Annotated in this window: 15 protein-coding genes; all 15 read right to left on the bottom strand. The window is 39.4% G+C overall.

The window, feature by feature from the left end; genetic code table 11:
* Positions 1-56: 56 nt before the first annotated feature.
* The 15 genes from ACIQ2D_RS18055 to lgt all read right to left on the bottom strand — a co-directional run bounded on the left by ACIQ2D_RS18055 (position 57) and on the right by lgt (position 13,348).
* Complete coding sequence (locus ACIQ2D_RS18055; RefSeq protein ID WP_402866510.1) at positions 57-1,043, bottom strand: gluconeogenesis factor YvcK family protein; 987 nt, start codon at positions 1,041-1,043, stop codon at positions 57-59.
* Between the two features lie 4 nt (positions 1,044-1,047).
* Positions 1,048-1,935, bottom strand: coding sequence for an RNase adapter RapZ (rapZ, locus tag ACIQ2D_RS18050; RefSeq protein WP_402866507.1), 888 nt, complete (start codon positions 1,933-1,935; stop codon positions 1,048-1,050).
* An 80-nt stretch (positions 1,936-2,015) separates the two neighbouring features.
* Positions 2,016-2,480, bottom strand: a complete 465-nt coding sequence (locus tag ACIQ2D_RS18045; protein ID WP_402866622.1) for an 8-oxo-dGTP diphosphatase — start codon at positions 2,478-2,480, stop codon at positions 2,016-2,018.
* 245 nt (positions 2,481-2,725) lie between these two features.
* Complete coding sequence (gene trxB / locus ACIQ2D_RS18040) at positions 2,726-3,667, bottom strand: thioredoxin-disulfide reductase (RefSeq protein ID WP_402866505.1); 942 nt, start codon at positions 3,665-3,667, stop codon at positions 2,726-2,728.
* A 103-nt stretch (positions 3,668-3,770) separates the two neighbouring features.
* Positions 3,771-5,297 (bottom strand): tetratricopeptide repeat protein, encoded by a 1,527-nt coding sequence (locus tag ACIQ2D_RS18035; RefSeq protein WP_402866503.1) that lies wholly within the window; start codon positions 5,295-5,297, stop codon positions 3,771-3,773.
* Positions 5,298-5,387: 90 nt separating this feature from the next.
* The gene (hisIE, locus tag ACIQ2D_RS18030; RefSeq protein ID WP_402866500.1) at positions 5,388-6,005 is read right to left on the bottom strand and encodes a bifunctional phosphoribosyl-AMP cyclohydrolase/phosphoribosyl-ATP diphosphatase HisIE; all 618 of its coding nucleotides are present in this window, start codon (positions 6,003-6,005) and stop codon (positions 5,388-5,390) included.
* Positions 6,002-6,763 (bottom strand): imidazole glycerol phosphate synthase subunit HisF, encoded by a 762-nt coding sequence (hisF, locus tag ACIQ2D_RS18025; protein ID WP_402866497.1) that lies wholly within the window; start codon positions 6,761-6,763, stop codon positions 6,002-6,004. The genes hisIE and hisF overlap by 4 nt, the downstream gene beginning before the upstream one ends.
* Complete coding sequence (gene hisH / locus ACIQ2D_RS18020) at positions 6,757-7,389, bottom strand: imidazole glycerol phosphate synthase subunit HisH (RefSeq protein WP_402866494.1); 633 nt, start codon at positions 7,387-7,389, stop codon at positions 6,757-6,759. The genes hisF and hisH overlap by 7 nt, the downstream gene beginning before the upstream one ends.
* Positions 7,386-7,985, bottom strand: coding sequence for an imidazoleglycerol-phosphate dehydratase HisB (gene hisB, locus ACIQ2D_RS18015; RefSeq protein WP_402866491.1), 600 nt, complete (start codon positions 7,983-7,985; stop codon positions 7,386-7,388). The genes hisH and hisB overlap by 4 nt, the downstream gene beginning before the upstream one ends.
* Positions 7,978-9,264, bottom strand: a complete 1,287-nt coding sequence (gene hisD, locus ACIQ2D_RS18010) for a histidinol dehydrogenase (RefSeq protein ID WP_402866488.1) — start codon at positions 9,262-9,264, stop codon at positions 7,978-7,980. The genes hisB and hisD overlap by 8 nt, the downstream gene beginning before the upstream one ends.
* A 15-nt stretch (positions 9,265-9,279) precedes the next feature.
* Positions 9,280-9,903: an ATP phosphoribosyltransferase gene (hisG, locus tag ACIQ2D_RS18005; protein WP_402866486.1), complete on the bottom strand. Its 624-nt coding sequence runs from the start codon at positions 9,901-9,903 to the stop codon at positions 9,280-9,282.
* On the bottom strand, positions 9,896-11,068 hold the full coding sequence (locus ACIQ2D_RS18000; RefSeq protein ID WP_402866483.1) for an ATP phosphoribosyltransferase regulatory subunit: 1,173 nt from the start codon (positions 11,066-11,068) through the stop codon (positions 9,896-9,898). Before ACIQ2D_RS18000 ends, hisG begins: the two co-directional genes overlap by 8 nt.
* 254 nt (positions 11,069-11,322) lie before the next feature.
* A complete protein-coding gene (locus tag ACIQ2D_RS17995; RefSeq protein ID WP_402866481.1) occupies positions 11,323-11,865 on the bottom strand; it encodes an acyltransferase in 543 nt (180 codons plus the stop codon).
* A gap of 4 nt (positions 11,866-11,869) precedes the next feature.
* A complete protein-coding gene (gene ppaX, locus ACIQ2D_RS17990; RefSeq protein ID WP_402866478.1) occupies positions 11,870-12,514 on the bottom strand; it encodes a pyrophosphatase PpaX in 645 nt (214 codons plus the stop codon).
* 12 nt (positions 12,515-12,526) lie between these two features.
* The gene (gene lgt / locus ACIQ2D_RS17985) at positions 12,527-13,348 is read right to left on the bottom strand and encodes a prolipoprotein diacylglyceryl transferase (RefSeq protein WP_402866476.1); all 822 of its coding nucleotides are present in this window, start codon (positions 13,346-13,348) and stop codon (positions 12,527-12,529) included.
* Positions 13,349-13,559 lie beyond the last annotated feature (211 nt).

Below are 13,559 nucleotides of genomic sequence, written 5' to 3'. Positions count from 1 at the left end.
CTTTCGTCATTCATTTCTATGTATATGTTTATCTTATCATATACAATAAATTCTCTTTATGAATCAATTATAGTTTTCTTTTTATATTCTTCTACATACTCTACCAGCCATTCTGCAACATTTGTAGCGTTGTGACGTACAGTTCCATCCTGACGTATCGTTGCAATGTCTCGTTGAATAACTTCTAATCCTATACTTTCAAGCATCTCTACATCAAATGTAACTGGTTCTGCTTGCTCTTCTTTATACAATTCTTTTACAGGGTTTGGTAGTGTTTCATCATTTACTAAAATTGCATCTATAAACTTTTCGCCCACATGATCATTAATTGCTTTCACATGATCCCCAGCGGTATACGCAATAGTTTCGCCTTTTTGTGTCATTAGATTACATACATAGATTTTATGGCCTTTTGCACGTACAACTGCCTCTCCAATTTCTTTAACGAGCAAATTAGGAATAATACTCGTATATAAACTTCCTGGCCCGATTAAAATATAATCCGCTCGTTTAATAGCACGGATAGCTTCTGGTAGTGGTTGCACATCTTCTGGCACTAAAAACACATTCTTGATACGCTTATTTGCCTTTGGAATTTTCGACTCACCTTCAACAATGGAACCATCCTCTAGTTCTGCGTGAAGTGAAATCTTTTTATTAGCAGCAGGTATAACGCGACCATGAACTTTTAACACTTTTCCCATCTCACTGATAGCATGGTTAAAATCCCCGGTAATATCCGTTAGAGCTGTTAACATTAAATTCCCAAGTGAATGTCCACTCAATTCCTCTGATGCTGAAAAACGATACTGAAACATTTGCTCCACTAATGGTTCAACATCTGATAATGCAGCAATAACGTTTCGTACATCTCCAGGTGGTGGAATATCATAGTCATCACGTAAACGGCCTGAGGAGCCACCATCATCAGCTACTGTTACAATTGCCGTAATTTCAAAAGGATGATGTTTCAATCCACGTAGTAATGTGGATAGCCCCGTACCGCCACCAATGACGACAAGCTTCGTCTGCTTCTTTTTCATTCACTCAATCCTTTCTACGATTGATGTCACGATGTGTTATAACGGTTTCTTCGTTTTTATTTAAATAAGCTCCAAAATATTCAGCGAGTGTGACAGAACGATGTTGTCCCCCTGTACAACCAAATGCAATGACAAGCTGCGATTTCCCCTCCTGTTTATAAAGCGGAACCATGAACTCAAACAAATCCGTTAACTTTTGAATTAACGTTTTTGTATCTTCTAAAGCAAGTACATACGAGGAAACTTCAGTTTGCAAACCGGTTTTAGGGCGTAATTCTTCTACATAGTAAGGATTTTTTAAAAAGCGCACATCAAATACTAGATCTGCATCTATTGGCATGCCATGCTTAAAACCAAATGACATAACATTGACAGTGAACACACTTTTCGCATCTCTAGCAAATTCTTTTGCAATTTTCTCACGTAATTCTTTTGGTTTCAAATTGGACGTATTGTAAACGGAGTGTGCTCGACCTTTTACTTCTGATAACAATCTACGTTCTTGCTTAATACCTTCTAATGGCAAACCATTCGTTGCTAAAGGATGTGCGCGCCTTGTTTCCTTATACCGACGAACAAGCACCTCATCATCTGCATCTAAAAATAAAATACGTGGAGAAATATCTCCTCCTTGCAACATATGATCTAGTGCACCAATTAAAGAATCAAAAAAATCACCGCCACGCATATCCATTACAGCCGCAATGCGTGTAATATTTTTACCTGTGTCTCGTAGCAATGTTAAAAACGTGGTTAAAAGTGCTGGTGGTAAATTGTCAATACAGTAATATCCTAAATCTTCAAAACTTTGAATTGCTACGGTTTTTCCCGCTCCAGACATACCTGTAATAATGACTAATTCATGTGTACATTGTTGACTATCGCCTACCACTGCATCCAGCTCCTTTAATGTGATTTAGGTTATTAGCGCCATACTCTTCCTTGATGTAAACAGAGGGGAATGTGCTTTCCTTATTCTTCAGACATTTGGATTTTTTCATGTAATAATTCAAAATCTCTTGTATATTCAAATGTACCATATTGAATCCCTGACTGTTCCACGGCAAACAATAAATTTGTCCGGTCTCCTTCAGCCATCGGTAGGTCTTTAAGTTTCTCTATTGGATGCCAGGCAAGTGTTCCTTCTCGTGTTTCCTTAAATAACTCACCTTCAACATCTGTTGCGACAAATGTGTAAAGCATCCATTCATCAATTGTTTCTTTATCTTCTTTAATGACCATTGTATAAACACCTTTTAAATGTGTATGCAATGGCGTTACATTTGTTTCTTCTTTAAATTCACGAACGGCCGCTTCATAAATTGATTCGCCGCTTTCCATTTTACCGCCCGGTGCTACATACCAACCACGTCTCGGCTTTTGAAGTAATAAAACTTGACCATCCTTTACCGCTAGTAAGTTTGCAATTCTTTGCATAGGCACACCTCTAATCTCTTTCACATTCTCCCCCTATTATAACAAGACCAGTGCACTGTATACAAAGGATAGTCCTACCTACTCTGCCCGTAGCACAAAAAAGCAGGTTGTTCTCACCTATTTAGGCGGGAACAACCTACTAAACAAAATAAAAGGGGGATTGCTAATTACACTTTTTATACTACAGCTTTTATATGTCATACAAGTTACAGCCATATTAAAACTGTGTTAAAAATTGTCTTTTTTTACGCGTTGATTTTTTCCATTAACTCTTCGATATAGTGTTGAGCCGTTTGTGCTGCAATACTACCATCGCCCGTTGCAGTTACAATTTGACGTAATGTTTTTTCACGAACGTCACCTGCTGCAAAAATACCAGGTACAGCAGTTTCCATGTTTTCATTTGTTACGATATAACCAGCATCGTTTAAAATACCAAGTGATTCAAATGGTTTTGTTAATGGCAACATACCAATGTAAACAAATACACCATCAGTAGCAAATTCTGTTTCACTACCATCAACTGTTGATTGTAAAGTTACGCTTCCTACTTTACCGTTTGCTTCATTAATTTCTTTCACTGTTGCGTTCCAGATGAAATCAATTTTATCGTTTGCAAAGGCACGATCTTGAAGAATTTTTTGCGCACGTAATTTATCACGACGATGAACAATTGTTACTTTATCAGCAAAGCGAGTTAAGTAAACACCCTCTTCAACTGCTGAGTCACCGCCACCTACGACAACAAGATTTTTTTGTTTAAAGAATGCACCGTCACATACTGCACAATAACTAACACCACGGCCACCAAGTTCTTTTTCACCTGGCACACCCATTTTTTTATATTCTGCACCTGTTGAAAGAATAATTGCACGTGTTTTAAATTCTTTCGCTCCAGCTTTAATTGTTTTATATTCTTCACCGTTGATGATTTCAGTTACATCGCCGTAAGCATATTCAGCACCGAATTTTTTCGCATGATCAAACATTTTTGTAGAAAGTTCAGGGCCTAAAATTGTATCAAAACCTGGGTAATTTTCTACTTCTTCCGTATTAGCCATTTGGCCACCTGGAATACCACGCTCAAGCATCAATGTAGAAAGGTTGGCACGTGAAGTATATACTGCAGCAGTCATCCCAGCAGGACCTGCACCGATAATTATGACATCATAAATTTTTTCTGACATGGATATTGCCTCCTAAAAATTCAATGCTTTTCTATTATAACATTTGTATATTCATCGTATGTTAAACACCAAAGTTATTCAACTAAGTTGCTCAAAAGCGACGCTATTGGTCTTCGTTTTCTGGTAAGAAATCTAAAATTTCTTCAATATATTTAGATAGTGTTGAAACAGAAATTTCATATTGTTCAGCAATTGCTTTCTTCGTCACCTTTAACATACGTGACGAACGGAATAAATAATCATTTGCTCCTGCTATTGCTTCTGGATTCGTAAAGCGATAATTTCCATCCAAAGCACGCTCACATAGTACGAACCACATTTGGAACATCGGAACTACAACTGTCGTTAACTTACCGTATTGTTCGAATAAAACTTCTGGTACTTTCACAGCACGTAAAAAACTAGCCTCAAGTTTATTTTTCTCATCAAACTTATGACCAAGTGCATAGGCTAAAAAAAGCTTTTCAAACGGACCATATTGTTCTACTTCTATCCAATTGGGATGTGCAATAATTTCCTGCTTATGCGCTGAGCGGCTTAATAAAAACAGCCCAAAAATACGATCACTTTCATATTCACTTTGCAACTTTTCAATAATATACTCACGATCATGTTCTAGCGCATCAAGTTCAAACGCATTATCAAGTTGACGCCAAGGTTCAAATCCTTCTTTATCAGGGTCTAGTTCTAATAACTGAGCCCAAGCATTTTTTGAGCTCTCTTCATGACCCGAAAAATAAGCTGCATGTGACAGCCAGAAATAAAAGCCTGCATCTCCCGAATAGCCACGTTTTTGCATACTACGTAACCATTTATATGCCACATCATATTGACCGATTAACGCCAGTGTAGCCCCTAATTTATAACGATGCTCCCATGCATACGGTTGGATTTTCGTAAGGACTTCTAAAAGGCCCTGCAAGTCCTCATCATTTTTTTCATAATATGCAATGACAGCCAAGTTACATAACGCATGTAAATTACCTTTATTGTCGCGAAGGACACGATTTAATAGTGCCTTTGCATCTTCCGCTTCACCAATGTAGAAGTAAGCAAGCGCTAAATTATTGTAGGCAGACCAAAAATCAGGCTTATCCTCTATTAATTGTTCCAACAGCTCAATCGCTTCAGGAAAATCACCTTTCTCCATACAGCGACGAGCCTGCTCCTGACGATACAAGTCCTCACTTGACCCCTCTTGCTCTTCGAAATCATCTTTCTCAGACTCTACAAAATCTAAAATTTCTGCTGCTTCATCTGCGTATGCGCCTTCCGGTTCCATTTCCAGATAGCTTTCTGCAAAACGCTTGGCATCATGAATCATCCCTATACAACCTGAAATCTCTGCCATATAAAACACAATTTCTGGCTCATCCGGGTCAATTTGATGGGCACGATAAAGCAAATCATAAGCTTCTTCAAAGCATTGACCTTCTAATTCCATAATTGCTAATTGCAATAAAATCATCGGGTCATCCGGACTTAAATCAGTTGCTCGTTTCAAATATTTATACGCTTTATCCATTTGTCCACTATTCATTGCTTGAATAGATTTTTTATAATAATAATCGCCATTCGGTAAGAATGACACAACATTTGTTTGATTCTCTGTTTGACGTTTCTTTTCCAAAAATATTTCCTCCGAAACAAGAAATAAGGAACGCATTACACGTCCCTTTCACAATAACTTACATTATACCATACTGTAAGCGATATTCTGTTATTTCTCTTCGTGACGTTTTTCTAACACGTTTAATACGTCAAAGACACTCACCTTTTGCTCTTGTAATAATACTAATAAGTGATAAATTAAATCCGCTGCTTCCCATTTCACTTCTTCAGCATCCCGGTTTTTTGCACCGATTACAACCTCTGTTGCTTCTTCGCCGACTTTTTTACAAATTTTATCGATTCCTTTATCGAATAGGTATGTAGTGTATGCACCTTCTGGCATTTCTAATTCACGTTTTTTAATAATGTCTGCAAGCTGAGAGATGATGCTTACTGATCCAACTTTTGCATTTTCTTGAATGACTTCTGTGAAGCAAGACGTTGTTCCAGTATGGCAAGCTGGTCCAGCTGGAAGAACCTCTACTACTAATGCATCTTTATCACAATCTGCTTTTATCGACACGACTTTTTGTGTGTTGCCACTCGTCGCACCTTTATGCCAAAGCTCTTCGCGAGAACGTGAGTAAAACCAAGTCTCACCAGACGCAATTGTTTTTTCGAGCGATTCTTTATTCATGTAAGCTACAGTTAACACTTCCTTCGTGTTTGCATCTTGCACAACTGCCGTTATTAAACCTTTATCATCAAATTTAATGTTATCAATCATCTTACTATCACTCCTTTTTCACTTAAGTATTCTTTTACTTGCGCCACACTTGTTTCTTTGTAATGGAAAATTGATGCGGCAAGTGCAGCATCTGCATCAACTTCTCCAGCCAAAACTTCATAAAAATGATCAGCATTTCCTGCACCACCACTTGCGATGACCGGAACTGTTACGGCCTCTCGAACCGCTTTTGTTAAAGCTAAATCAAAGCCAGATTTCTCTCCGTCTTGATTCATACTTGTCAGTAAAATCTCGCCTGCACCTAAGCGAACAGCTTCCTTTGCCCACTCAGTTACCTGCCAAGATGTTTTGTTACGACCGCCGTGTTTATACACCATCCACGTACCGTCGTCTTCACTATAGCGCGCATCAATTGCAACAACAATACATTGTGCACCGAAGAAGTCAGAGCCTTCTTTAATTAGCTCAGGACGCTCTAGAGCAGAAGTATTGACCGATACTTTATCAGCACCTGCACGTAAAATACGTTTCATATCCTCTAAAGTACGAATACCCCCGCCGACTGTAAATGGAATGGCTAGTGTTGACGCTGTTTGGCGTACAACGTCGACCATTGTTTCACGCCCTTCATGTGAAGCTGAAATATCAAGGAATACGAGTTCGTCTGCCCCTTGCTCGTCGTAAAATTTCGCAAGCTCAACAGGGTCCCCAGCATCACGTAATGACACGAACTGTACACCTTTTACAACACGCCCCTCTTTGACATCCAGACATGGAATAATACGCTTTGTTAGCACGTCGCCACCCCTTTTAACCATTGTTCTAATAAGTAGACACCTAGCGCTCCTGACTTTTCAGGATGGAATTGCATACCTGTAACGGAGCCATTTGCGACAATGCCTGGCACTTGAATGCCACTATAATCTGCGTAGGCTACTAACTCAGTCTCATCTATTTCTGTCGCATAAAACGAATGCACGAAATACACATGCTTCGCTGGCGCCTCGTCTTTTAACCACGTTGGACGATTTGTCACAGCAAGCTCATTCCATCCCATATGCGGTACACGATACACTTGATCTTCGCTTATCCCACTAAAACGTTTTATGCTACCTTTGAAGAAACCAAGTCCCTTTGTTGGCACTACTTCTTCACTTTTTTCAAATAGCAATTGCATACCTAAACATATACCTAATAACGGCCGATTTCCTTCCTTTACCGTGTATAAATAACGATCTAACTTTGTTTCCGCCAAACGCTTCATGGCATCAGGGAATGCACCAACACCTGGTAAAAGAAGTGCATCGGCTGTATCTAACTCATTTTCATCCGCTGTTACAACAACATCACAGCCAAGACGTTTTAGTGCTTGCTCAACACTAAATAAATTCCCCATCCCATAGTCAATGACACCTATCTTCACGTTAACAGCCCCTTCGTTGATGGCACACCTTTCACTCGCGGGTCAATTTCAACAGCCGCATCAATTGCGCGTGCTAGCGCTTTGAAAATTGCTTCAATAATATGATGTGTGTTATGACCGTAAGGCACAATGACATGGACATTCATACGAGCTTCCAGAGCAAACTTCCATAAAAACTCATGGACTAACTCAGTATCAAATGTGCCGACTTTCTCTTTTAGTTCTGGCACACGATATTCTAAATGTGGACGGTTCGAGCAATCGACAACGACCTGGGCTAATGCATCATCCATTGGCACGAAAGCAGTACCGTAACGTTTGATACCTTTTTTATCGCCAAGCGCTTCACGAATAGCTTGACCTAGTACGATACCTAGGTCCTCTGTTGTGTGATGATCGTCAATATATGTATCACCATTTGCTTGAATCGTGCCGTCAAACAGACCATGCTTAATGAATAGATCCAGCATATGGTCCATAAAACCAACACCCGTTTTGATATCAGCTTTCCCTTCACCATCTAAATTGATGGCAACCGAAATTTGTGTTTCATTTGTTTTACGTTCAACTTTTGCATAACGCTTCTCTTCAGTCATTGTTCTGCTCCTTTTCCCAGCCACGTGATTCTACTGCACGAGCATGGCCCTCTAAGCCTTCCATACGTGCAAGTCGTGCAATTTTCGGGGCATTCATAGCCCACGTTTTTTCGCTATAGTAAACAACACTCGATTTTTTTAAGAAATCGTCGACATTTAAACCACTTGCAAAGCGTGCAGTGCTATTTGTTGGTAGCACATGGTTTGTGCCCGCAAAATAATCACCTACTGGCTCAGAACTATAACGTCCTATGAAAATACCACCAGCATGACGTACTTGCTCTGCTACAGCCTCCGCATTTTTCGTCAAGATTTCTAAATGCTCAGGTGCTAATGTGTTAATCGCTTCGACTGCATCTGACATTGTTTCTGCCACATAGATAGCACCGAAATTTTCAACTGATATGCGAGCTATTTCTTCTCGCGGTAACGTTTTTAACTGCTTTGCTACTTCTGTCGCTACCTGTTCAGCTAATGTTTCCGAAGTAGTCACTAAAATAGCACATGCCATTTTATCGTGCTCTGCTTGTGATAATAAGTCTGCTGCGACTTCATCTGCATAGGCTGTCTCATCTGCTAATATTGCAATCTCACTTGGTCCTGCAATCATATCAATCGCTACTTCACCAAATACTTCGCGTTTTGCAAGTGCCACGAAGATATTACCCGGACCTGTAATTTTATCGACAGCTGCAATTGTTTCTGTGCCATATGCTAGTGCCGCTATTGCTTGCGCACCGCCGACTTTATAGACTTCTTCCACACCTAAAATATGTGCCGCTGCCAAAACGCCATCTGGTAACTTCCCATCTCGACCTGCTGGCGAAGTAATCACGATGCGTTCTACACCAGCTACTTGCGCAGGAATAACGTTCATCAGTACTGAAGAAGGATACGCAGCAGTGCCACCTGGTACATATAGACCAACTGCATCAAGTGCTGTAATGCGTTGACCAAGCCAAGAACCATCTGCTAAGTCAAGGCGGTATCCTGTACGCTTTTGTTGCTCATGATACAGACGAATATTATCAGCCGCTTCTATTAAATCTGCATAAAGCTGACCATCAAGTGCCTTCGCACCTGATTCAATTTCTTCTTGTGTGACACATAGATTTTCTGGTACAAAGCCGTCCCATTTTTCTGTGTAAGCACGTACAGCTGTATCTCCTTGATCACGTACTGCAGCTAATACTTCACGTACAACTTTTAACTGGTCTTCATTACCTCTATCAAGAGGACGCTTTAAAGAAATACCTTTTGCTAGTTTAGTAATCTTCATTAGAAAAAGCCCCCTTTAATTGACACATTGTTTTAGACGTTTCACTAAATCAATAATACGGTCGCCCTTCATGCGGTAGCTTACCGGATTTGCGATTAAACGTGAAGAAACATCTGTAATAAATTCATACTCAACTAGGCCATTTTCTTTTAGCGTACGCCCTGTCGATACAATATCGACAATACGATCAGCTAAGCCAATCATTGGTGCAAGCTCAATTGAACCGTTTAACTCGATGATTTCTACTTGTTCTCCAATACCCTTATAGTATTTCATCGCAATATTCGGATATTTCGTCGCAATACGAGGTGCAATTTCGTTCATCGTTGTATTCGGTAACCCTGCTGATGAGATGTAGCAAGTACTAATTTTGAGATCCAGTAACTCATGCACCTCACGCTGTTGCTCTAGTAGTACGTCCTTACCAGCAATACCAATGTCAGCTACACCATGCTCTACATAAACTGGTACATCCATTGGTTTCGCTAATATAAAACGGATTTTCTCTTCAGGAATTTCGATCATTAACTTACGTGACATCTCAACTTCTTCTGGTAAATTAAAACCTGCTTCAATGAGCATTTGGTACGCCTCTTCAAAAATGCGCCCTTTTGGCATAGCAATTGTTAATTCATTCACAGCCAACTTCCTCCTGTCTAACAACGAGTACTTCAGTAAATTGTGCCGTAAATGCAGCTTCATCGACTAAACTCTCTTTTAGCTGTAATGTAGCATTCTTACCTGTTGCACGTAATTTCTTAACAAGCTCTAGTGCCTGTTCAAAATTTACTTCCTCAAATAGTACAGCTATTGTTTCTTCTTTACTCGAAGTTTGGTTCGTTAATGTTTCTAACAAACGGTCTACGCGAACACTAAAGCCTGTTGCACCTACAGTAGAGCCAAATACGTTAAGCAAACCATCATAACGTCCGCCATTTCCTAATGGGAAGCCGCTACCTGATGCAAAAACTTCAAATAGCATTCCTGTGTAATAGCTCATGTGGCTTGAGAGTGTAAAATCAAATGCTACATAATCTACTAAGTTGGCCACTTCTAGTAATTTTGCAAGACGTTGCATATATTCTAATGCATCATTTTTACGTACATATTTTTCAATATCTCGGATTTCTTTCAAATTCATTGCTTCATCAATGAATTGTAGTAGTGCATCTGATTTTGTTTTTGGTAAATCAAATGATGCAACCGCTTCTTCAAAACCAACATAATTTCGTTGAACAAGTAATGTTCTCAGTGTATCTTCTTGTTCAATGCTCTCTGTGTAATCTTGTAAAATACAGTTTAAAACGCCTGCATGACCGATTGTTACTTTGAAATCTTCTAAACCGTATTGCTTTAATAATTCCATTGCCGTGACAATAACCTCTACATCTGCAAATACAGAATTATCGCCAATTAGCTCAATACCCATTTGGTCAAACTCAGCAGGACGCCCTCCCTCTGTTTCCTGAGCACGGAAGACACTCGCAAAATACGCTAGGCGTAAGGGAATCATCTCTTTTAATAGCTTTGAAGTCGCAACACGTGCAATCGGCGTTGTCATATCTGGGCGGAGAACTAATGTATTGCCTTGACTATCTACTAGTTTAAATAAATTAGCATCCGTAATTGCTGATGCTTTGCCGACTGTATCGAAGTATTCAACGGTCGGCGTCTTTATAAATTCATACCCTCTTGAGCGTAAAAAGCTCCGACCTGTATGTCGAACGGTTTCTACTTTTTCAAAAATTTGTGGAAATGTATCGCGCATACCAAGTGGCTTTTCAAACATTTTTATCGCTGACATTTTGACACTTCCTCACGTTTCACTTTAACCCACTAGAGTGCTAGAGAATTAGATTATGAAAGAATTTTATCGCATTCCAACTAATCAGTCAATGCAAATACCTAAGAAATAAATAAATAGTCTAATAATTTGAACACTGATTATTCCGTCAATTATACACCTATTCCTAGAAAGAAAAAACTCACTATGCAAAGCTAAGCATAGTGAGTCATATTTCTGGGCTAGACCGAGTACCACAAGACATAGCGCTTTTCTTATTTTTGGGGTGTACACCATTCCACCACTTCTTGACGTTTACGTTCTGCCATTTGTTCTGCTGTGTAAATGATCTGCATTGGATTACCACCTGCTAAGCAACCAGCAGGTACATCTTTATGCACAAGCGTTGCTGCTGACACGATTGCACCGTCACCAATTGTTACGCCTGGAAGTATCGTAGAATTGGCACCTACCATCACTTCATTACCTATGTACACATCGCCAAGACGGTATTCTTCAATTAAATATTCATGAGCTAAAATAGTCGTACTAAAGCCAATGACTGAGTTGTTACCAATATGGATACGCTCTGGAAACATTGTATCAGGCATCACCATTAATGCGATAGACGTTTTTTCACCAATGTCCATCTTCAAAAAAGTGCGATACAACCAATTCTTCACACGTAAAAAAGGTGTAAAGCGCCCAATTTGTATAATAACGAAGCACTTCATTACCTTCCAAAAGGACACCGTATCATAAATATTCCACAGCGAATTTGCACCCTCGACACGATAACGTTCTGTTTTACGTGCCATGCCTCTAGCTCTCTTTCACAATTGCTAATAGATCAGTCATATGATGCAGTATATAATCTGGATTGAATTGTTGTAAATGTGTCTCACCCTTAATCGACCAGGCCACACCTGCAGCCTTTACGCCTGCATTATGTCCCGCTTCAATGTCATGTGAATTATCACCAATCATAATGGCTTCATCTTTTTCTATTCCTAAACGTTGTAAAGCAAGTAGTACCGGCTCAGGATCAGGCTTAACATTCTTCACATCAGCTGTACCAACCCGTACATCAAATAAATGCGATGCACCCAACAACTTAAGCCCTCGATCAATCATTTCATTACGTTTTGTCGAAACAATCGCTAACTCAATACCCATTTCTTTCAACTGCTCTAATGTAGATACAACATCTGGATATTCAGTTATCAGTTCATCATGATGTGCCTCGTTCCAAGCGCGATATTTGGCAATCATCTCATCCTCTTCGCCTGGCGTAATTTCACTAAACGTCTGTTTTAATGACGGACCAATAAATTCCAAGCAATCTTTTGGCGAATATTGCCCAGGAAATCTCTCTTCTAAAACATGCATAAATGATTGAATAATTAAATCATTCGTATTAAGTAAAGTTCCATCAAAATCGAATAGTAAAGCTTTAATTTTCTTCATCCTGTGCACCTCTTATTTGTTGTCTAAATACTTTACTGCTGGTTTCACTTTTATGCGGCGATATATAATTGCACCTAGACCAACTACAATACCAATAATTGAAACAACCTGTGCAGAGCGTAAGTCACCAACTAAGTATAAGCTATCAGTTCGTAAGCCTTCGATATAGAAACGACCAATTGAATACCAAATTAAATAGCTAAAGAAAATTTCCCCTCGGTTTAAATTCACTTTTCGCATTGCTAGCAAAATAATTAAACCGATAAGATTCCATACGGATTCATATAGGAACGTTGGATGCACATGAGTGCCTAACTCTTCAATATACATTTGATTGATGATCCAATCTGGTAACATTAGGTTCTCTAAAAATTCACGTGATACAGGGCCACCATATGCCTCTTGGTTCATGAAGTTACCCCAACGACCAATAATTTGCCCAATTAAAATACTTGGTGCCGCGATATCTGCCACACGTAAAAAACTTACCCCTTTTATACGTGTAAATATGTATGCAGTCGCAAACGCACCTAGTAATGCACCATGAATAGCAATACCGCCATTCCAGATTTCAATAATCTTCCCTGGATTTTGACCATAATAATCCCAACGCATCGAGACATAGTAAATGCGTGCACAAACGATTGAGATCGGTACTGCCCATAATAATAAATCCGCGATAAAATCTTCTGGTAAACCTCGTTTTACCGCCTCTTTTTGCCCTACAAAATACGCTACAAGTATGCCCGATACAATAAGCAATCCATACCAACGCACAGCAATTGGCCCTAATTGAAAGGCAACTGGGTTAATATCTAATAGTAGTAAATCCATCAAATGCTCCTCTCAATATCAATCAATTACGCCTCGGTGGAATTGATTCCAGATTTTGAATTGTGCTTAGGCCTGCGTGATGCAGGTCAGTTAGCCGTTGTCGCATGGATGCGACGTGCTTAGGCTAACATCACTTTTTAACTCCTTTCAAAATCTGTGACATCCGCCGGAGGCTTTAACTTTATTCAGTCAATATTTGAATACCTATTAA

It is taken from the genome of Lysinibacillus sp. NPDC097287 (assembly GCF_044761695.1).
In the GTDB taxonomy this organism is placed as follows: Bacteria; Bacillota; Bacilli; order Bacillales_A; family Planococcaceae; genus Lysinibacillus.
The sequence above is the reverse complement of the archived record's forward strand: the minus strand, read 5'-3'. Positions and strand labels throughout refer to the sequence as shown.

Bases quoted from the DNA above. Each gene is read 5' to 3' on its own strand.
- hisB (WP_402866491.1), bottom strand. From the start codon at position 7,985: ATGACTGAAGAGAAGCGTTATGCAAAAGTTGAACGTAAAACAAATGAA.
- ACIQ2D_RS18000 (WP_402866483.1), bottom strand. From the start codon at position 11,068: ATGTCAGCGATAAAAATGTTTGAAAAGCCACTTGGTATGCGCGATACA.
- ACIQ2D_RS18055 (WP_402866510.1), bottom strand. From the start codon at position 1,043: ATGAAAAAGAAGCAGACGAAGCTTGTCGTCATTGGTGGCGGTACGGGG.
- ACIQ2D_RS18045 (WP_402866622.1), bottom strand. From the start codon at position 2,480: ATGCAAAGAATTGCAAACTTACTAGCGGTAAAGGATGGTCAAGTTTTA.
- ppaX (WP_402866478.1), bottom strand. From the start codon at position 12,514: ATGAAGAAAATTAAAGCTTTACTATTCGATTTTGATGGAACTTTACTT.
- ACIQ2D_RS17995 (WP_402866481.1), bottom strand. From the start codon at position 11,865: ATGGCACGTAAAACAGAACGTTATCGTGTCGAGGGTGCAAATTCGCTG.
- hisIE (WP_402866500.1), bottom strand. From the start codon at position 6,005: ATGATTGATAACATTAAATTTGATGATAAAGGTTTAATAACGGCAGTT.
- hisD (WP_402866488.1), bottom strand. From the start codon at position 9,264: ATGAAGATTACTAAACTAGCAAAAGGTATTTCTTTAAAGCGTCCTCTT.
- trxB (WP_402866505.1), bottom strand. From the start codon at position 3,667: ATGTCAGAAAAAATTTATGATGTCATAATTATCGGTGCAGGTCCTGCT.
- lgt (WP_402866476.1), bottom strand. From the start codon at position 13,348: ATGGATTTACTACTATTAGATATTAACCCAGTTGCCTTTCAATTAGGG.